The sequence below is a fragment of the Rhizomicrobium sp. genome (genome assembly GCA_037200985.1).
Classification (GTDB): Bacteria; Pseudomonadota; Alphaproteobacteria; order Micropepsales; family Micropepsaceae; genus Rhizomicrobium.
In genome coordinates, this window is the sequence record JBBCGJ010000001.1 from 3,803,763 (window position 1) to 3,824,294 (window position 20,532).

Annotated in this window: 14 protein-coding genes; 12 read left to right on the plus strand and 2 right to left on the minus strand. The window is 67.0% G+C overall.

The window, feature by feature from the left end; translation table 11 throughout:
* The first annotated feature begins 7 nt into the window (after positions 1–7).
* From WDN01_18770 to WDN01_18790, 5 genes are read left to right on the plus strand one after another with little or no spacing between them, the layout of a single operon-like run.
* On the plus strand, positions 8–1,327 hold the full coding sequence (locus WDN01_18770) for a hypothetical protein (protein MEJ0028074.1): 1,320 nt from the start codon (positions 8–10) through the stop codon (positions 1,325–1,327).
* Complete coding sequence (locus tag WDN01_18775; GenBank protein ID MEJ0028075.1) at positions 1,320–2,249, plus strand: glycosyltransferase family A protein; 930 nt, start codon at positions 1,320–1,322, stop codon at positions 2,247–2,249. The genes WDN01_18770 and WDN01_18775 overlap by 8 nt, the downstream gene beginning before the upstream one ends.
* Entirely contained in the window at positions 2,239–3,531 is a 1,293-nt protein-coding gene (locus WDN01_18780) for an O-antigen ligase family protein (GenBank protein ID MEJ0028076.1), read from the plus strand. Before WDN01_18775 ends, WDN01_18780 begins: the two co-directional genes overlap by 11 nt.
* On the plus strand, positions 3,528–4,484 hold the full coding sequence (locus WDN01_18785; protein MEJ0028077.1) for a glycosyltransferase family A protein: 957 nt from the start codon (positions 3,528–3,530) through the stop codon (positions 4,482–4,484). Before WDN01_18780 ends, WDN01_18785 begins: the two co-directional genes overlap by 4 nt.
* Positions 4,478–5,578: an endo-1,4-beta-xylanase gene (locus tag WDN01_18790; GenBank protein MEJ0028078.1), complete on the plus strand. Its 1,101-nt coding sequence runs from the start codon at positions 4,478–4,480 to the stop codon at positions 5,576–5,578. Before WDN01_18785 ends, WDN01_18790 begins: the two co-directional genes overlap by 7 nt.
* On the opposite strand, the gene WDN01_18795 is transcribed toward WDN01_18790, so the two are convergent.
* Positions 5,579–6,802, minus strand: coding sequence for an NAD(P)-binding domain-containing protein (locus WDN01_18795; GenBank protein ID MEJ0028079.1), 1,224 nt, complete (start codon positions 6,800–6,802; stop codon positions 5,579–5,581).
* Between the two features lie 140 nt (positions 6,803–6,942).
* Between WDN01_18795 and WDN01_18800 the strand changes: the two genes are divergently transcribed.
* The 4 genes from WDN01_18800 to WDN01_18815 all read left to right on the plus strand — a co-directional run bounded on the left by WDN01_18800 (position 6,943) and on the right by WDN01_18815 (position 11,707).
* Positions 6,943–8,142: an ATP-grasp domain-containing protein gene (locus WDN01_18800; GenBank protein MEJ0028080.1), complete on the plus strand. Its 1,200-nt coding sequence runs from the start codon at positions 6,943–6,945 to the stop codon at positions 8,140–8,142.
* Between the two features lie 52 nt (positions 8,143–8,194).
* The gene (locus WDN01_18805; GenBank protein MEJ0028081.1) at positions 8,195–10,354 is read left to right on the plus strand and encodes an exopolysaccharide transport family protein; all 2,160 of its coding nucleotides are present in this window, start codon (positions 8,195–8,197) and stop codon (positions 10,352–10,354) included.
* 139 nt (positions 10,355–10,493) lie between these two features.
* Complete coding sequence (locus WDN01_18810; GenBank protein ID MEJ0028082.1) at positions 10,494–11,063, plus strand: invasion associated locus B family protein; 570 nt, start codon at positions 10,494–10,496, stop codon at positions 11,061–11,063.
* Positions 11,063–11,707, plus strand: coding sequence for an invasion associated locus B family protein (locus tag WDN01_18815; GenBank protein MEJ0028083.1), 645 nt, complete (start codon positions 11,063–11,065; stop codon positions 11,705–11,707). The genes WDN01_18810 and WDN01_18815 overlap by 1 nt, the downstream gene beginning before the upstream one ends.
* A gap of 37 nt (positions 11,708–11,744) precedes the next feature.
* Here the strand turns inward: WDN01_18815 and WDN01_18820 are convergent, their stop codons facing one another.
* Positions 11,745–12,422 carry a DedA family protein gene (locus WDN01_18820; protein ID MEJ0028084.1) on the minus strand — a complete coding sequence of 226 codons (678 nt, stop codon included), beginning with the start codon at positions 12,420–12,422 and terminating at the stop codon, positions 11,745–11,747.
* Positions 12,423–12,604: 182 nt separating this feature from the next.
* Here WDN01_18820 and WDN01_18825 point away from each other — a divergent pair, with 182 nt between their 5' ends.
* Genes WDN01_18825 through WDN01_18835 form a run of 3 tightly spaced genes read left to right on the plus strand, consistent with a single transcriptional unit; the run spans position 12,605 to position 20,529 of the window.
* Positions 12,605–14,086, plus strand: coding sequence for an efflux RND transporter periplasmic adaptor subunit (locus WDN01_18825; GenBank protein MEJ0028085.1), 1,482 nt, complete (start codon positions 12,605–12,607; stop codon positions 14,084–14,086).
* Positions 14,087–14,101: 15 nt separating this feature from the next.
* Positions 14,102–17,191 carry an MdtB/MuxB family multidrug efflux RND transporter permease subunit gene (locus tag WDN01_18830; GenBank protein ID MEJ0028086.1) on the plus strand — a complete coding sequence of 1,030 codons (3,090 nt, stop codon included), beginning with the start codon at positions 14,102–14,104 and terminating at the stop codon, positions 17,189–17,191.
* Entirely contained in the window at positions 17,188–20,529 is a 3,342-nt protein-coding gene (locus tag WDN01_18835) for an efflux RND transporter permease subunit (GenBank protein ID MEJ0028087.1), read from the plus strand. The genes WDN01_18830 and WDN01_18835 overlap by 4 nt, the downstream gene beginning before the upstream one ends.
* Positions 20,530–20,532: the final 3 nt, after the last annotated feature.

The window sequence follows — 20,532 nt, forward strand, 5'->3', positions numbered from 1 at the left end:
CCTGCCCGTGCAGATTACGTCCTCCGCTTTCGGCGCCGCGATCGATCTTCTCGACGGGGGGCTTTCTGCCGGCCCCTCGCCGCTTCAAAAGCTTCTCAAGACGGCGGGTCGCTACGCACTCTCCGCGGCGGGTCCGGTCGCGATGTCGGGCGCGCATTTCATGGGCGCGCTGCTCGTGCTGCACACCCTGTCGCCGGTGCATTTCGGCTTCTTCTCCTTTGCGATGACCATCGTGCCGTTCTGCGTCAGCGCCGCCGCGGCGCTGATCGGCGCACCGACCACGATCGGCATCCGCAAGCGCGGCCATGTCGACGCGGCGGAACTCGCGACCTTCCAGAAAGCCAATCTTGTCCTTGCCGTCTTCGCCTTCGCCGTCGTCTCGGCTTCGATGGCGATGAGCGGCCTGCGCCCCGCCGCATCGGCGATGTTCGGGCTCTACGGGGCGGCGATGAGCCTGCGCTGGTTGGGCCGCGTCCATGCCTATGCGACGGGCGCGCCGGCGCGGCCGGCCCTGTCCGATGCACTCTATGGCGCGCTGCTCGTCGCCGGGCTCGGCATGCTCTATCTGCTCGATCGCATGACGATGACCTATATCGCGGCCGTTCTGCTGGCCGCGGCCGCCGGAAGCCTCGCCGCCTTCGACCGCGACTTCCTGGCCCGCCAGTTCCGGCCCTCGGCGCAGGGCCGCCTGGCGGACTATGCACCGGTGTGGCGGGACCTGACACGCTGGTCGCTCCTGGGCGTGGCCGCCACGGAACTTGCGATCAATGCCCATGCCTATTTCGTCACCTTCTTCGCCGGCCCGGGTTCCTTCGCGGTTCTGGCCTTGGGCAGCCTTCTGATGCGTCCCGTAGCGGTGGTGCTGGCCGCATTGCCCGATATGGAGCGTCCGACCATGGCGCGGGCCCTCGGCACAGGCGATTTCGCCAGGGCTTTCCGCGCCGTTAAGGAATTTCGAACCGCCGCGGCTGCAGTGTTGCTCGCCACGACCCTTTCCGCGGCGGCTCTTTTGATCTGGTTCCCTTCGCTCGTCCTGAAGCAAGGCTATGACGCCTCATCGGCGGCCGCGATCCTCGCGATCTGGGTCGCGATCATGGCGGTGCGCGCGCTGCGCACGCCCGACGCGGTGCTGCTGCAGGCGGCCGGAGAGTTCCAGAGTCTCGCCACCATCGGCACCAAGGCGTCGCTGATCTCGCTCGGTGCGACGCTCGCGCTTCTGTTCGCCTTCGGTCCCATCGCCTCGCTGCTCGGCATCGTCGCCGGCGACATCGCGATGACCGCCGGCATCTTCGCGAAAACCCGCGGCTTGAGGCACGCCCATGGCTGAGGTCATCGTCGCCGTCCCGACCTTTCGCAGGCCGCGCGGGCTTAAACGCCTGCTCGATGCGCTGGCGGAGATCGAAACGACGGCAATGGTCACCGTGCTGGTCGCCGACAACGATGCAGAGAGGCACGAGGGCTTCGATCTCTGCGGTCGCATTCGCGCCCAAGGCTATCGCTGGCCGATCCGTTCGGTGATCGTGGCCGAGCGCGGCATCGCGGCGGCGCGCAACGCGCTGGTCGCCGGCGCGCTCGACGATCCGCGCATGCAATTCACCGCCATGCTCGACGATGACGAGTGGCCCGAACCCCAGTGGCTCGAGGCGCTCCTCCGAGAACAGGCGAAGACCGGCGCGGACGTGCTGCAAGGTTCTATCCTCTTCGACTTCGAGACGAAGCCCGGGGCCTGGGCCGTGCCGTTCGACGGCATGTCCGACATCCGTAACGCCAGCGGGCCGGTCGCTATGCTGCAGGGCGCGGGAAACCTCCTGATGACCCGCGGCGCGCTGGAAGTCCTGCCGCGGCCTTGGTTCGATCCGGCCTTCGCGCTCGGCGGCGGTGAGGACCGCGATTTCTTCTTGCGGCTGAAGCGGCAAGGCGCGCGTTTCGCCTGGTCGGACGAGGGTCTCGCCCACACCTTCGTGCCGGTGACGCGGACGAGCCTGAAATGGGCCCTGGCGCGGGCCTATTCCATCGGCAATTCCGATATGCGGGTGTTCCTGAAATACGCACCGGACGCGGCCGCGCGCGCGAAGGAACTCGCGCGCATCGCCGGCGCGCTCTTGTTGTCGCCCATCCTCTTCGTCATCTTAGCCTTCAGCGCGAATCGCCGCACGGACGCGTTGCGCCGCCTGTTCCGCGCCGCCGGCAAATTCACCGCGCTGATCGGACGGCAATACAATGAGTATTCCGTGATCCATGGCGACTGAGGGACTATCGGCCGGCCTCGCCCGTTCCGGCCTCGACACGCGCCTCGCCGAGGCCGGCTTCGTCATCGTCCTGCTGCTGATCATCGTCGGCCTGACGCCGTTCGACACGCGCACGGCAGCGGCGATCGCGGCGCGCGACGCGGCCTCGACCCAGGGCGATATCCTGCGCCAGATCGCGTTCCTCGGCACCTTCGGGATGATCCTCTATGGCGCCCTGCGCAAGCACGGGATCGCCGCATTCGGCGCCGTTCCCGTCCTGGTCGCGCTGCTGCTTGTGTGGTGCTTCGTCACCGCATTGTGGACGGACGAGCCGGACGTCGTCGCGCGGCGCGCCGTTCTCGCGGCGATTTTCGTGCTCTCGATGCTGCTGGCGGTCGATACGCTCGGCACGGAGCGAACGGTGGCGATCTGGCGCGTCACCATCGCCTGCGTGATCCTGGCCGACATAGCGTCCTGTCTCGTCGTGCACAATGCGGTTCATCAGCCGGACGATCTCGAAGCGGGTCTCGCGGGCGCCTGGCGCGGCCTGCACAGCCACAAGAACATGGCGGGATCGGTGGCGGCGAGCGCGGTCGCGATGTTCTTCTATTTCTGGCTCGAGACGCGGCGTCGGTCGGACCTCCTGCTCTGCATCGCCTCGCTGTTCTTCCTGGTGATGACGCGGTCGAAATCCTCCCTCGGCCTGCTGCCGGTGGCGCTCGCCGCCGGGGCGCTCTACCGCATCGCCGCGCGCAACATGCTCGACCGCAGCATCGCCGCGGTCGGCGTGGTCCTGCTCGTGCTCGCCTTCGGCGTCGTGGTGGCGCTGGAATGGCAGGTGATCGCCAGATTCCTCGAAGATCCGCAGCACTTCACCGGCCGCGCGGCAATCTGGTCGGCCGAAACCGCTTTCATCCGCGACCACCCGCTGGTCGGCTCCGGCTTCGGAACCTTCGGCAATACCGGCATCCGCTCGCCGATCTATCAATATGTCGGCGCCGGCTGGGTATCGCAGATCGGGGAGGGCCATAGCGGATATCTGGAGATGCTGGTGACGCTGGGCAGCATCGGCTTCGCCATCGGGATGGCGGGCCTGATCGTGCAGCCCTTCGTGCAGTTCTGGCGCCCCGGCCGCGGCAGCTACCTGGACGCTTTGATGCTTACGCTCTTTGTTTTCGACGTGCTGCACAATTTCATGGAATCGGATTTCGTCCAGGTCACCTCGGCGCAATGGGGCCAGATGCTGATGGTGATCGCGCTTCTGCGGGTGACTGCGCGCGAGGCGAGGGAGAAGATGGCATGACGCCGTTCTTCTCCGTCGTGATCCCGGTGTTCAACCGCGCGGAGGCGCTGGGCGCGGCGCTGTCTTCCGTGTTGGTGCAGGGCGAGCAGGATTTCGAAATCGTCGTCGTCGACGATGGTTCCGCGGACGATCCCAAAGCGGTGGTCGACGGCTTGGCCGATCCGCGCATCCGTCTCCTGCGCCAGGAGAACCGCGGCGGCGGGGCGGCGCGCAACGCCGGTATAGCGGCCGCGCGAGGCCGCTTCATCGCCTTCCTGGATTCCGACGACGTGTTCCTCGCCGGTCATCTTGCGACCATGCGCCAGCTGCTGGAAGGAACGGCGCACACCGCCGGCTATGCCCGCATCGTGGTTGATCGCGGCGACGGCCGTCTCTTCCTGAAACCGCCCCGCGCTCTCGCACCGGGCGAGGACATGGCGGCTTATCTGCTCTGCGACCGAGGTTTCGTGCCGACGATCACCACCGTGGTGCCGGCCGATCTCGCAAAGGCGACGCTCTACAACGAAAATCTCCGCGAGGCCGAGGATACGGATTTCGTCATCCGGCTCGCGCTCGCCGGCTGCGCTTTCGTCATGGCGGATGCGCCGGGCGCCGTCTGGTACGACCGCTACGATCCCAGCCGCCAATCGGCGGGGCGCAGCAGCGCGCGCATGGCGGCGTGGCTGGATGCGCTGAAGCCGCACATTTCGCGCAAGGCCTGGCGCGGCGGGCGCGGTTGGGCGGTTGCGAAAGGCGTCGCGCTGCGCCATCCTCTGCGCGCTCTGTCCTACTATTTGAGCGCGTTGACCCATGGCTGCTATCGCCCGGGCTTGGCAGCGATCGTGTTCTTGCAGATATTCCTGCCCGACAGCGTCTATCGCGCCGGAGCCGATCGCGCGATCGGCTGGCTGCGTATCGGTTTGCGTCCGGCGCGGGACACGCGTGTCGCAGTCCCGACCGAACGGCCGTGCTGACCCGCCGCGCCGCGCTGGCGGGCCTCGGCGGATCGCTGCTGGCGACGCGCACCGGCGCCGCCGATCTGCGTCCCAGCGAAGACGATACGCCGCCGCTGCGTGCGCTGGCGGCCCGCAAAGGCCTGCTGTTCGGTGCGGCAAACAACACCTATTGGATGCGGGATCCCGATTTCGCGGCCGCCTTCGCGCGCGACTGCGGCATCCTGGTGCCGGAATACGAGCTCAAGCGCGAGGTGACGGAGCCGTCGCCGGGCGTCTACGATTTTTCGGCCGTGGATGCGCTGCGCGATTTTGCGCGGGCGCATGGCATGCTGCTGCGCGGTCATCCGCTGGTCTGGTTCGCCGCCAATCCGCCCTGGCTCGATGCTGCGGTCGCCGCAGCGCGGGACGAGACGATCTTCACCGCCTTCATCGCCAAAACCGCGGGACGCTATCGCGGTCAGATGCATTCCTGGGACGTCGTCAACGAAGCGATCGAACCGGCGGATGGCCGCGCCGACGGATTGCGCGACACGGTCTGGCTGCGCAAATTCGGGCCGCCCTATATCGACCGCGCCTTCGCCGCGGCCCGCGCCGCCGATCCACAGGCGCTGCTCGTCTACAACGAATACAGCATCGAGACCGACAGTCCCGAACGCGACCTGCGCCGCCGCGCGACGCTCAATCTGCTGGAAGGCCTGGTCGCGCGCGGTGCGCCCATCGGCGCGCTCGGCCTCCAGGGCCACATCACCGCCTTCGGCCCGCCGGTGAACCAGAAGAAGTTCGCCGCCTTTCTCGATGCGGTGCGCGCCATGGGCCTGAAACTGCTCGTGACCGAGCACGACGTCGATGATGGCGGCGGGCCGACCGATATCGCGAGCCGCGACCGCGCTGTCGCCGATGCCTCGCGCCGCTATCTCGACGTCGCGCTGGACAATCCGGCGACGCTCGGGCTCCTGACCTGGGGATTGTCGGACCGCTTCCTCAAGCCCGAAGGCGCGCGCGACGAGCTGCTGCGCGGCACGCCGCGCATGCTGCCCTACGACAGGGCGATGCGGCCGACGCCGATGTACGACGCGATCGCGCGGGCGCTGACGGGCGCGCGGAAGCGCTAGCTATGCGGCGCGCTTCGTGACCGCCGCCGTCACGCGGCGGCGCAGATGCGCGGCGAGGCGCGGGGCGGCGAATTCGGCGCCGAACATGAAGCGCAGCAGCGGACCGAAACTGTTCGCCGCCGCGAGGCCCATGAAATAAAGATCGGGCATGGATGCCTCGAACTGGTCGCTGAGGACCGGTGTGCCGTCGATCTGGTCGATCGCGTTGCGCAGTTCGGCGTCGAGGAAGGGCAGGCGGGCGAGGTCGGGCTTGTAGCCCGTTGCCGCGACGACGTGATCGACGACCAGCGTACTCTTGGTCCCCCGATCGTCGGCGAGGTCGAGCGCCACGCGTCCCTCGGCCAGCCGCGCACCCAGCAGGGTCGTGCCGAGCATCGTGGGGATATTGCCCTCGACCTTGTCGCGCGTGAACCAGCCCGGCGCGGGGCCGAGATGGCGGCGCGTGACTTCCAGGCGCAGCGCCTTGGGCAGGCGGTGGAACAGAAGCGGCGCGTTCACGCAGAAGAAGGAGCGCCAGCCCGGCCCGATCCCGGTGTCGGGATTCTGAAGCTGGCCGATGATGGTGGGCTCTTCCTCGCCGGGCGCGACGTGATAGGCGATCGTCTTGCGCCGCGCGACGATCTTCACGCGGGCGCCCGCCTCGTGGAAGCAGATGGCGGTGTCGATGGCCGAGGCGCCGGCGCCGAGCACCACGACGTCCTTGCCGCGGAAGCGCTCCGCGGTCTTGTGATCGAAAGAATGCGAGACATGGCTGGCCGGCAGGTGTTTTAGTTCCTCCGGCAGGGATTTGAACCAGGTGATGCCGACAGCCATCACGACGCGCTTTGCATGCACGATCGCGCCGGTTTCGAGCGTCAGCGTATAGCCTTTGTCGCCACGCATCAGGTTGATGACGTTGAGCTGCTCAAGGGTGGGAACGTAGGTCCTGGCGAACCAGTCCGCATAGGCGACGAAATCTTCGAGCGCGACCGGAATCTTCTGCGCCGAATAGGCCTTTCCGTTCGCCGCGCACCACGCCTCCAGGGTCGAATCCGGGTCCGGCGCCGACAGGTTGGAGGCGAAGCCCTCCGACTTCAGGCACATGCCCTTGGGCATATGATCGCGCCAGGTGCTCATCGGTTTGCCGAAGATGCGAAAGGAAATGCCGGCCGCTTTCAGATGGGCGGCGAGCGAAAGGCCGTAAGGGCCGGCTCCGACGATGGCGACGTCGACGCAATTCAGCATGAAGCAGCTTCCCCGTCCCGATTTGGGACAATTCCAGTTTCGGCACGGCGAGATCCGCATTTCGCCGCTTCCTCCCAGAGATGTTCCAAGCCGCGTGCCATCTTCAGAATTGGTTGAGGCTCCCGCATTACGGTTACGTCATGAGCCCCCGCGTCCTCCTCGCCACGACTGTGCAATGGCCGTCCTTTGCGCGGCTGGCGGGCGCATTCGCCGGCGTCGGTGCGCAGGTCGAGGCGTTGCTGCCGTCCGGTCATGTCGCGGGCAAAAGCCGGTTCGTGTCGCGGACGCATGCCTATAATCCGCTTTTTCCGTTGGGCGCCCTTGCGCGTGCGATCGCGGCCGCGGCGCCCGATCTGGTCGTGCCCGGTGACGATCGTGCCTTGGCGCATCTTCTCTCGCTTTCGGCAGGCCATGCGGCGCTGGTCGAGCGGTCGCTGGGTCGCGTGGCGAGCTATGCGACGCTCATCGCGCGGCGTGATTTCATCGGCGCGGCGCAGGCGGCCGGCATCGCGGCGCCAAGGACCATCCGCCTCGACGGCGCGGGCGATCTCGAGGCCGGGCTTGCCGCCATCGGCTTTCCCGCCGTCCTGAAGGTCGACGGAAGCTGGGGCGGCGAGGGCACCGTCGTGGCGGCCAATCCCGAACAGGCCCGCGCCGCCTATGCCAGGCTCGCGGCGACGCCGTCGCGCGGGCGCAGCGTGCTGCGCGCGATCCTGCGCCGCGATGCGAACTTCCTGCACGAAGCACTGTCGCCGCCGGCACGCACGGTCAATCTCCAGGCCTTCATCCCGGGCAAGCCGGCCACCAGCGCCTTCGCCTGCTGGAAAGGCCGTGTGCTCGCGAGTATCCATATGGACGTGCTGGAGACCCTATATCCGTGCGGACCGGCCACCGTCATGCGGCGGGTCGATTGCCCGCAGATGGAGCAGGCGGCGGTGCGGCTCGCCGAGCAATTCGGCCTTTCCGGCCTGCATGGGCTCGATTTCGTCCGGGACGGAACGGGGCAGGCACATCTGATCGAGATAAATCCGCGCGCCACCCAGGCCAGCGCTTTCGCCCTCGGACCGGGGCACGACTTGGCCGCAGCACTCGCCGGCTGCCTGGCCCCGGCGGCCCGCTGGCCGAGGCCGCTGCTCACGGAGAACCCGGTTCTCGCGCTCTTTCCCCAGGAATGGCGGCGCGATCCGCAGAGCGCCTGGCTTCACAGCGCGTATCCGGATGTACCCTGGGACGATCCCGAGGTGCTGCGCGCCTGCCTGGCGCCGGGACAGAAGCCGCCGGAGCGGCGCAGTCCCGAGCGTTCACCCGCATTAACCCTTCGTCAGGCGCTTGGGCGGTAAATCTCGTAGTTGAAGCAAAAGGCTCGCACGCGGCGCCCGCGGCGAAGAGGGCATGTCGTTCCAGGGGATTAACCCAAACTCCGCCGCGCCCAACGCCGGCCCAAGCCTGGCCGAAATCCTGGCCGGATTGCGCGCGCGCACCGGATTGATCCTGTGCGTGACAGCGGTGGTGGTCGCGCTCGCGGTGGTCGTCGTGACGCTGCTGCCGACGCGCTACATCTCGTCGTCCGTCGTGATGCTCGATCAGCGCAAGAATACCGTTGCCGATCTTTCGTCCGTTCTCTCCGCATTGCCGACCGATCCGGCCTCGATCCAGAACCAGCTCCAGATACTGCAGTCGCGCGATCTCGCCGCCGAAGTCATCGCCAAGCTCAGGCTCTACGACGATCCGGAGTTCAACCCGGCGCTGCAGCAGAGCGTCGGCGGGGCGCTCGTCTCGGCGCTCAATCCCCGCAACTGGTTCGCCGACCGCGACGCCACGGCGACCGTCGATCCGGCGGTGCAGAAGGACGCGATCATCGACGCTTTTCTCGGCCATCTCTGGGCCGAGTCGCTCGGCCTCTCGACCACCCTCACCGTCTCGTTCAGTTCGCGCGACGCCAAGAAGGCGGCGCTGATCGCCGACACCGTCGCGCAGACCTATGTCGACGATCTGGTCGAAGCCAAGCTCAGCGCCTCTGACGCGACGAGCACATGGCTGACGCAGCGCATCCGCGAACTCGGCGGCAAGGTGCAGGCGCAGGAGGCCGCGGCGTTGACCTATCGCGCCCAGCACAATCTGGATTCCAGCGCCGGCGGCACCTCGCTGATCGAGGCCCAGCTCGGCGGCATCAACGGGCAGATCGTGCAGGCGCGCGCCGACCTCTCGGCCAAGGAGGCGGTCTACAACCAGGTGCAGACGCTGCTGAAGGCCGGCAATCCCGTCGACATCTCGCAGATCGTCGCGTCGCCGCTGATCATCCAGCTTCGCACCCAGCAGGCCGATCTGATACGCCAGCAATCGGCGCTCGCCATTCCCTACGGACCGAGGCATCCCAAGCGCATCGCGGTCGACAATCAGCTCAAGGATCTCCAGCAGAAGATCGACGAGGAGGGCGCGCGCATCGCAAGCGCGCTCGCCAGCGACGTCGCGGTGGCGCGCGCGCAGTTGAATTCGCTCCAGGGCAGCTTCAGCGCGACGCAGCATCAGGTCTCCGGCCAGGACATGACGGCGGTGAAGCTGAGGGCGCTGCAGGCCGATGCCGATTCGTCGCGCAAGCTCTACGACGCGTTCCTGAGCCGGCTGACCGCGATCCAGGACCAGGAGGGGCTGCAATATCCCGATGCGCATGTGATCAGCCGCGCGCCGGTGCCTTCGGCCCCGAGCTCGCCGCAGCGTATGCTGATCGTGATGGCCTCGATCCCGGCCGGCCTCCTGCTCGGATGCCTGGCCGCCCTTCTTGCCATGCGCTTTGCGGGCGTCCGCCCGCCGGTGTCCGTCGTCCGTCCCGTGCGGTGGCCGGTTCCGAATCCGGCTTCCGCGCCCATTCCCGTTCCGGTTGTCGCGGCGGCTGGACCGCCGCTGCTCGCCGACGTGCCGGGCGCATTGGCGGAGGGCGCCGCCGACCACATGGTCGACTGGCCGGCCTCACCCTTCGCGCGCGCCATCGGTGCCCTGCTTGGGCGTGTAGCGCCAAACCGCAACCTCGGCGCCGGTCGAATCGTCGCCGTGACGACCTCCGAATCGCCCGCCGCCGGAACCACGGTCGCGCTGGCACTGGCGCGGGCGGCGGCGGCGCGGGGTCTGCGCACCATCCTGATCGACGGCCACCTCGCCAGGCCCGTCCTGGCCGAGGCCGCGCGTATCCGGCCGCAAGCCGGCCTGTTGGAGGTGCTCGGTGGGGTGCTGCCGCTCAACCGGGCGCTGGTCCGCGATCCGCGGTCCGATGTCCTGCTGCTGGCGCTGGCCCGGCCGCCGCGCGATCCCAAGGCCGCCATCGCGTCGCCCAAAATGGGCGAGCTCTTCGCGCATCTGCGCGGCATCTGCGATCTCGCGATCGTCGCTGCGCCGCCCGTGCTCGAATCGTCCGAGGCGCCCTCGCTCGCCCGGCTGTCCGACGCCGTCGTCATGGTCGCCCATCCCGACGAGCGGCCCCGGCCTCGGCTTTCCCAGGCGCTGGCGGCGCTCGTCAAAGGGCGCTCGGCCCCGGTCGGCGTGGTGCTGGTCCGCTGAAGCGCGGCCATTTACCTCATCGGAAGACATGGCGGCCAATTTACCCGGAAACGGACAGGTCCGGCTTGCCCTGACCCCCTGCTTCCCGTTAAGTGCGGCCCGTTCAAAGCTATGGGGCAATCGCCATATGCCGTTTGACTTGAATAGTAACCCGGTTCGCATCGCCATCGGGGTGGTGCTCCTGATTCTTGGTCTGATCATCGGCTGGTTCGGCCACAAGGCGATCTATGCGCCGCCGGACATCCCGGTCGCGTCGCAATATGACGACTGGCGCCTGACCTGCCCGAAGCGCAGCGAAAAGGATATCGGCTGCGAGATCCAGCTCGACGTGCCCGACGACAAGGGCCAGACCGAACTCGCGCGGCTGCAGATCTACAAGCCGAAGAACTCCGCCACGAACGAGATGCTCGTAACGGTGCCGTTCAACGTGCTGCTCGATCCGGGCATCGGCATCGTGTTCGGCAGCGACAAGCCCAAGCTCTATCCTTACGAATATTGCGGCGGACTGGGCTGTGTGGTGCGCGTCAAATACGACGCCGACATCGAGAAGGCCATGGTCGCCGCCGGTCAGGCGAAAATCCTGCTCGCCGGCCTGGACGGCAAGGCCGCGGCCCTGCCCTTTTCCCTCAAAGGCTTCGTCGACGCGCACAAGGCTTTCGTGAGCGACGCTGCCAAGCGCCGTTCCTGGTGGTGGAGACTCTGGTCGTGATGTCATTCCGTTCAACGCTTATCGGCGCGCTTGCGCTGAGCCTTCTCTCCATCGGCACGGCGCAGGCCCAGACCGCACCGACCGGCGGTGCCGCCGGTCCGGTGCAGCCGTCGGAGACCAAGCAGTTCAGCGACTGGATGGTGCGTTGCTATCCCGTGAAGTCGCCGTCGCCCTGCGATATGTTCGAGCTTCTGGCCAACAAGCAGAACCAGCAGCGCATCCTGTCGATCTCGATTGCCTATGTGCCGTCCAGCGACAAGCATGTGATCCAGATCGCGGTGCCGCTCGGCGTGCTGATCCAGAAGGGCCTGGTCCTGTCGTCGGACGCCTATACCTCGCCGATGCTGCATTATCGGCGCTGCGATCGCGGCGGCTGCTATGTCGAGATGCTGCTGCAGCCCGAGGCGGTGAGCGCGCTGGCGAGCGGTGCCGGTGCGGGCAAGATCATCGTCTATGCCGATGCCGGCAAGGCGTTCGAGATTCCGTTCTCGCTGAAGGGCTTCAACGAGGCGCACGGCGCCATGCAGGACCTTGCCCGCAAGAAGACCCAGGGCAACACGCCGCCGCCCGAAGCCCCGGCGCCCGCGCCGGCCGGCGGCGATGCGACGCCCGCGCCCGACCAGACGCCGACCCCGTCGCCGTAGATTCGGTCGTGCCTGAAATGAAGAGAGGGCGGGACGGCTAAGCCGTCTCGCCCTTTCGCTTTGCCGCCAGTGATCGCCACGCCGCGGCGATGCGGCCGTGAAAGGCGATGCCGAGCGCGATGACGATCACGGCCACGGCGATCGTCGGCCAGCCGCCCAGCGAATGCCAGATGGACTTCATCGCGGCCCAGCCCGCCGCGCCCAGCAAGAGCAGCGACGCCGACCAGATCAGCGCCGAGCTCACATTGGCGATCTGGAACGGCCAGAACCGCATCTGGGAGATGCCGGCGACCAGCGGCACCGTGGCGCGAAACGGGCCCATGAAGCGGCCGATGAAGATGCCCCACACGCCCCAGCGGCCGAAGAAACGCAGCGCGGTGTCCATCTGGTCGCGATAATGCGTGATGGGCCAGGTCGACAGCACATGCTCCTTGAAGCGGTGGCCGATCCAATAGGAGATCCAGTCGCCCAGGATGGCGCCGACCGCCGCCGCAGCCCAGACGGGGAAATAGCTCAAGAACGCCGCATCGATCGCGCGCAGCAGGGCGCCGAGGGCAATCAGGATCGTCGTGCCCGGCACAAGGAACGAGAGACCGGCGAACGACTCCGCGAAGGACACCACGAAGGCGATGGCGAAGGCGGAATCGGGATGGTTCTTGGCGAAGGTCAGCAGCCAATCGGCCGCGTCTCCGATCCAGGCGAAAAGACCGTGCATCAAGATGAAATCCGCTTAAGGAACGCCGGACGAAGGGATGAGTTACAACTTGGATATGGTGCCTTTTTGGGCTCCTGTCCAACGCGGCCGCGACAGTTTCGACATAATTCGCGACTTTTCGTTTGTTATTTGACCCCTGGCGGGGGCACTGCCAGATATCTCACGGTACAAGCGAGACGATAATGAGCGGTCCCGGCAGCCAGAAGGGCGTTTTCAGCGTGGCGGCGGAGCAGACCGGCCAGGCTTGGCGCTGGGGTGCGGCGCGCCTTCCGGGCGGCAAGACCACCCTTTGGGTGCTGTTGGGCTTGGTTTTGGTCGGCTTTGTCGTCTGGCGCGTCTATTCCGCCGGCTCGACCGGCCATACCTCCCGCTTCGGCATGGGTGGACCGCAGGCCGTGGGCGTGGCCACCGCAACCAGCGGTGACATGGACATCACGCTCAATGCGCTCGGCACGGTGACGCCGCTCGCGACCGTGACAGTCCGGCCGCAGGTCGGCGGGCAGATCGTCAAGATCGCTTTCACCGAAGGCCAGATGGTCAAGGCCGGCGAGCTGCTGATGCAGATCGATCCCGCGCCGTTCCAGGCGGCGCTCGATCAGGCCAAGGGCCAGCTCGCGCGCGACACGGCGAACCTGAACAACGCCATTCTGGACATGAAGCGCTTCGCCTCGCTCAACGAAGCCAAGGCCATCTCCCAGCAGCAATACGCGACGCAGCAGTCGCTGGTGGAATCCGACCGCGGCGTCGTCCAGTCCGACCAGGCCAATGTGAAGAGCGCCGCGATCAATCTCGGCTATGCCAGCATCACCGCGCCGGTCGCCGGCCGCGTCGGCCTGCGCCAGGTCGACATCGGCAACATCGTATCGGCGGGACAGACCAACGGCGTCGCAGTGGTGACGCAGGAGCAGCCGATCTCGGTCCTGTTCTCCCTGCCGGAAGACAACATCGCCGACGTCATGGCGCGGACCCGGTCCGGCGCGACGCTCACCGTCTATGCCTATGACCGCGGCCAGACCGTGCAGCTGGGGACCGGAACACTGGCGACCGTCGACAACCAGATCGATACGACCACCGGCACGGTGAAGGCCCGCGCCCTGTTCGACAATTCGGACGGCAAGCTGTTTCCCAATCAGTTCGTCAATGTGCGTCTGCTCGTCGATACGCTGCACGGCCAGACGCTGGTGCCGGTGGCGGCGGTGCAGCGGGGCGCCGAAGGCAATTACGTCTTCGTCGTGCAGCCGGACAAGACCGTGGCCCAACGCACCGTGACGCTCGGTCCCGGCAATGCCACCACCGTCTCGATCACCCAGGGACTGAAGCCCGGCGATGTGGTCGTGATCGACGGCGCCGACCGGCTGCGCGACGGCGCCGAAGTCTCCCTGCCCAACGCCCCGCCGCCGACCGCCCAGCCGAGCGCGGCACCGGCAGGCGCCTCCGGTGGCGCCGATGCAGACCGCGCCGCCCGCCGCGCCAAGGCGCGGGCCGCGCTGAAGCAATATTGCGCCGCGGACATCGCGAAATACTGCCCGAACCAGACCGGCCGCGAAGCGATGAGGTGCATGTTCCAGAACCGCGATTCGTTCAGCGATGCCTGCCAGGCGGCGCTGAAGAAGATGCGCGGCGCAGGCGGCGGCCGGCGCGGCGGCGGAGGCGGCGGGCCCTAGGCGGGACGCAGCCCCATGAACCCCTCCGCCCCCTTCGTCCTCCGGCCGGTCGCGACATCGCTTCTGATGATCGCGATCCTGCTCGTCGGGCTGGTGGGCTATTCCTATCTGCCGCTGTCCGCGCTGCCCGAGGTCGACTATCCGACCATCCAGGTCCAGACCTTCCTGCCCGGCGCCTCGCCGGAGGTGATGACGTCGTCCGTCACCGCGCCGCTCGAAAAGCAGTTCGGCCAGATGCCGGGCCTCGACCAGATGTCGTCGGTCAGTTCCGCCGGCGCCTCGGTCATCACGCTGCAATTCGACCTCAGCCTCAGCCTCGACATCGCCGAGCAGGAAGTGCAGGCCGCGATCAATGCCGGCGGCAACCTCTTGCCGCAGAACCTGCCCGCGCCGCCGGTCTACGCCAAGGTCAATCCGGCCGACGCGCCGATCATCACGCTGGCGATCAGCTCCAAAACGATGCCGCTGACGCAGGTCCAGGACCTTGCCGACACGCGTATCGCGCAGAAGATCTCGCAGCTGTCCGGCGTCGGCCTCGTCAGCATCGCGGGCGGCCAGCGCCCGGCCGTGCGCATCCAGGCGAACCTTCAGGCGCTCGCCGCTTACGGGCTCAACATCGACGACCTGCGCACGACGATTTCCAACGCGAATTCCAATGCGCCCAAGGGCAGCTTCGACGGCGCGGCGCAGTCCTACACCATCGACGCCAACGACCAGATCCAGGATCCGCAGGACTACAAGGACATCGTCATCGCCTACAAGAACGGATCGCCGGTGCATCTTTCCGACGTGGCGACGGTGGTGGAGAGCGCGGAGAACGTGAAGCTGCTCTCCTGGATGAACAAGACGCCGGCGATCCTGCTCAACGTGCAGCGCCAGCCGGGCGCCAACGTCATTGCGGTGGTGGATTCGATCACAGCGATGCTGCCGCAGATCAAGGCGGGGCTCCCCGCCGGTGTCGACGTGACGGTCCTGACGGACCGCACCACGACGATCCGCGCTTCGGTTTCCGACGTAGAGTTCGAACTTGCTCTCGCCGTCGTTCTCGTCGTGCTGGTGATCTATCTCTTCCTGCGCAACATCCCGGCGACCTTCATCCCCAGCCTGTCGGTGCCGCTCTCCATCGTCGGCACCTTCGCGGCGATGTACCTGCTCGGCTATTCGCTCAACAACCTGTCGCTGATGGCGATGACCATCGCGGCCGGCTTCGTGGTCGACGACGCCATCGTGATGATCGAGAACATCACGCGCTATCTCGAAGCGGGCGACACGCCGCTCGAGGCGGCGCTGAAGGGTTCGGGCGAGATCGGTTTCACCATCGTGTCGCTGACCGTGTCGCTGATCGCGGTGCTGATCCCGCTGCTCTTCATGGAAGAGGTGGTGGGGCGGCTGTTCCGCGAATTCGCGGTGACGCTCGCCATCACCATCCTGATCTCCGCCGTCGTCTCCCTCACCCTGGTGCCGATGCTGTGCGCCAAGCTGCTGCGCCGCCACAAGGAGCCCAGGCAGGGTTCGATCGCGGAAAAGGCGGAGGCCTATTTCAACCGCGTGATCGCCGAATACGATCGGGCGCTGCAATGGGTCCTCGACCGCCAGCCCCTGACGCTGCTGGTCGCCGTCGCGACAATGGCGCTGACGGTCGTGCTTTATATCGTAATCCCCAAGGGGTTCTTTCCGACCCAGGATACCAGCCTTGTGCAGGGCATCACGGAGGCCGGACCCACCGTCTCCTTCGCCGAAATGTCGCGCCGCCAGCAGGCGCTGGCCGCCGCGCTCCTCGACGATCCGAACGTCGCGAGCCTGTCGTCCTTCATCGGCGTCGACGGCAGCAACGCGACGCTCAACAGCGGTCGCTTCCTGATCAATCTGGTGCCGAAGGACGAGCGCGCCGACAGCATCACGGACGCGGTTTCCGGCGTCCTCGACCGTGCGCGGCAGGTGCCGGGGATTTCGCTCTATCTCCAGCCGGTGCAGGACCTGACGATCGACTCCACGATCAGCCGGGCGCAATACCAATTCGTCCTGGAGGACGCGAGCGCCGCGACGCTGACCGCCGCCGTGCCCAAGCTGCTGAAGGCGCTGTCGGCGCGGCCGGAGCTGCGGAACGTTTCGACCAGCTTCCTCGATCGCGGCCTCTCGGCGACCGTGATGGTGGACCGCGACACCGCGGCGCGCTTCGGCATCACGGCGGCGACCATCGACAATGCGCTCTACGACGCCTTCGGCCAGCGCATCATCTCGACCATCTTCACACAGTCCAACCAGTACCGCGTCATCCTGGAGGCCGATCCGGGGGTGCAGAACTCGCCGGGCTCGCTCGGCGACATCCACCTGCCGTCCGCCGGCGGCGGACAGGTGCCGCTGTCGGCCTTCGCGCGCATCGAGTCCAGGCCGATGCCGCTCGAGATCGATCACCTGGGCCAGTTTCCCGCCGCCTCGATCTCCTTCGACGTCGCGCCCGGCTATTCGCTCGGGGCCGCGGTGGATGCGGTCCAGGCGGCGGAGGTCGAGGCGAACCTACCGGCCAGCGTCACGACCCTGTTCCAGGGTTCGGCGCTGGCCTTCCAGTCGGCGCTGTCCAACGAGCTGCTGCTCATCCTGGCGGCGATCGTGACCGTCTATATCGTGCTCGGCGTGCTCTATGAGAGCTTCATCCATCCGGTGACGATCCTGTCGACGCTGCCTTCGGCCGGCGTCGGCGCGCTGCTGGCGCTGATCGTGTCGGGCAACGATCTAGGCATCGTGTCGATCATCGGCATCATCCTTCTGATCGGCATCGTCAAGAAGAACGCCATCATGATGATCGACTTCGCGCTGGAGGCGGAGCGCAACGAGGGCAAGACCCCGCGCGAGGCGATCCACCAGGCGGCGCTGCTGCGCTTCCGGCCGATTCTCATGACCACCGTTGCCGCGCTGTTCGGCGCGCTGCCCCTGATGATCGGCAGCGGCACCGGATCGGAGCTGCGCCACCCGCTCGGCATCTCCATTGTCGGCGGTCTTCTGGTGAGCCAGCTCCTGACCCTGTTCACCACGCCGGTGATCTACATCTATTTCGACCGGCTCGGCGGCCAGATCCGCGACTGGCGCGCGAGGCGCGCCGCATGAGCTTTTCCGAGACCTTCATCCGCCGGCCGATCGCCACGACGCTCTTGACCATCGGGCTGGCGCTGGCCGGCGGCGTCGCCTATTTCCTGCTGCCGGTCGAGGCGCTGCCGAATATCGACGTGCCGACGATCTCGGTGACCGCGTCCCTGCCGGGCGCCAGTCCGCAGACAGTGTCGACCAGCGTGACGACGCCGCTGGAGCGGCATCTGGGCGTGATCGCCGACGTCGACGAGATGACCTCGACCAGCTCGGTGGGCTCGGCCCGCATCACCCTGCAGTTCAATTCCAAGCGCAACATCGACGGCGCGGCGCGCGACGTGCAGGCGGCGATCAACGCGGCCCGCGCCGACCTACCCGCCTCGCTGCGCTCCAATCCCACCTACCGCAAGGTCAACCCGGCCGACCAGCCGATCCTGATCATGGCGCTGACCTCGGCCACGCTGTCGCCGGGGCAGATCTACGATTCCGCCTCCAACATCCTGCAGCAGAAGCTCTCCACGGTGGACGGCGTCGGCCAAGTGCAGATCGCCGGCGGCTCGCTGCCCGCGGTCCGCGTCGAGCTTAATCCGCGCGCCCTGTTCAAATACGGCATCGGGCTGGAGGACGTGCGCGCCGCGCTGTCGGCCGCCAACGCCAACGCGCCCAAGGGCGCGGTGGAGCAGGGCGCCCAGCGCTACCAGGTCTATGTCAACGACACCGCCACCAAGGCCGACCAGTACAAGACGCTGATCGTCGCCTACCGCAACGGCGCGGCGGTCCGGCTCTCCGACGTGGCGCAGGTGAACGACGGCGTCGAGGATGTCCGCAATATCGGCATGTCGAACAACAAGCCGGCCATCCTGGTGTTGCTGTTCCGCACGCCCGGCGCCAACATCATCCAGACCGTCGACAATGTGAAAACGATCCTGCCGCAGCTCCAGGCCGCGCTGCCGCCGTCGATCCATCTCGACATCGCGGTCGACCGCACGGGGACGATCCACGATTCGCTGCGCGACGTGCAGCGCTCGATGATCGTGTCGATCCTGCTGGTGATGTTCGTCGTCTATCTTTTCCTGCGCGACGGGCGGGCCGCGATCATTCCCTCGATTGCCGTGCCGCTATCCCTGATCGGGACCTTCGGGGCGATGTACCTGCTCGGCTATACGCTCAACAACCTGTCGCTGATGGCGCTGACGGTCGCCACCGGATTCGTGGTGGACGACGCCATCGTCGTGCTGGAGAACGTCTCGCGCCATATCGAAGGCGGCATGTCGCGGCTCGAGGCGACGATCGTCGGCACGCGCGAGGTCGCCTTCACCGTGCTGTCGATGAGCATATCCCTGGTCGCCGTGTTCATCCCGATCCTCCTGATGGGCGGCATCGTGGGCCGCTATTTCAACGAATTCGCCATGGTGCTGACCGTCGCGATCACCATCTCGCTGATCGTGTCTCTGACGACGACGCCGATGCTCTGCGCCATCCTCGACCTGAACCAGGTCGGCCGCGGCCGGGGTCCGTTGCTGCGTCTTTCGGAGCGCGCTTTCAACGCGGCGCACGATTTCTACGCCCGCACGCTTTCGGCCGCCTTGCGGATTCCGGGCTGGATCGCGCTGATCCTGCTGGCCACGATCCTGGCCAATATCGTCCTCTACTACTACGTGCCCAAAGGATTCTTCCCCAACGAGGACACCGGCCAGGCGTTCGGCTCGATCCGCGCCGGCCCGTCGATCTCGTTCCAACTCATGAAGCAGAAATTCGCCCAGTTCATGAAGATCGTGAGCGAGGACCCTGCGGTCCAGACCGTCACCGGCACGATCGGCGGCGGCGGCGGCGGACCGCGCGGCGGCGCCACGAACACCGGCAGCGTCTTCGTCCAGCTGAAGCCGCTGGCCGAGCGCGGCGGGCTGACGACGGATCAGGTGGTCGACCGCATCACGCCCAAATTTGCCGCGGTCACCGGAGCGCGGCTGTTCATAACCGGCGGGCGCGACGTGCGCGTCGGGGGGCGGCAGAGCAGCGGGTCCTATCAGTACACGGTCACCGCCGACACGCTCGAAGAGCTCGAGCAATGGCTGCCCAAGATCACCGATGCGTTCAACGACATGCCCGAGATCGACCAGGTCAATTCCGACCGCGGCGACCAGGGGCTCGAAGTCGCGCTCAAGATCGACCGCGCCACCGCGGCCCGGCTCGGCGTCAGCACCACGCAGATCGACAACACGCTCTACGACGCCTTCGGCCAGCGTCAGGTGTCGACGATCTATGAGGATCTGAACCAGTATCATGTGGTCATGGAGGTGGCGCCGGAGTTCTGGCAGAGCCCCGAGACGCTCAAGGACATCTACATCAGCACCTCCGGCGGCTCGATCAGCGGCACCCAGGCGTCCGGCGCGGTCGCCGGCACGACCGTCATAGCGCCCGCGGCCGGCGCGTCGTCGACGGCGACCGCGGGGCCGAGCGCCGCCGACGTCGCGGCCGACCTGGTGCGCAATCAGCAGGCCAATGCGCTGGTCAACAGCGCGCGGGGCGGGGCGTCGACCGGCGCCTCGGTCTCGACGCGGCAGGAGACGATGATCCCGCTATCGGCGGTGGCGAGCTTCGGGCCGTCATCGGCGCCGCTCGGCATCAACCACCAGGGACCTTTCGTGGTCACGACCTTCTCCTTCGAACTCGCCAAGGGCGTGTCGCTCGGCCAGGCGACGATCGCGATCCAGAAGAAGATGGCGGAGATCAAAGTGCCGGTCTCGATCCAGGGCATGTTCGCCGGCACTGCCAAGGCGTTCACCGACTCGATCAACAGTCAGCCGATCCTGATCCTCTCCGCGCTGATCACGATCTATATCGTGCTGGGAGTGCTCTATGAGAGCTATGTGCATCCCTTGACGATCCTCTCGACGCTGCCTTCGGCGGGCGTCGGCGCCGTGCTGGCGCTGTTTCTGTTCCATGTCGAGTTCAGCCTGATCGCGATGATCGGCGTCATCCTCCTGATCGGCATCGTGAAGAAGAACGCGATCATGATGATCGATTTCGCGATCCAGGCAGAACGGCACGAAGGCCTCAGTCCGCGCGACGCGATCTACAAGGCGTGCCTGCTGCGCTTCCGCCCCATCATGATGACGAGCTTTGCCGCGATCCTGGGCGCGCTGCCGCTCGCCTTCGGCTTCGGCACCGGCGCGGAGCTGCGCCAGCCGCTCGGCATTTCGATCGTCGGCGGATTGCTGCTGAGCCAGATCCTGACGCTCTACACGACGCCCGTGGTCTATCTCTACCTCGACCGCTTCCGGCGCTGGTGCAAGGTGTACTGGGAGCGGTTCTACGCCTGGCTGCTGGGCGAAACGCCGCCCGCCCCGGCGAAGTAGTCC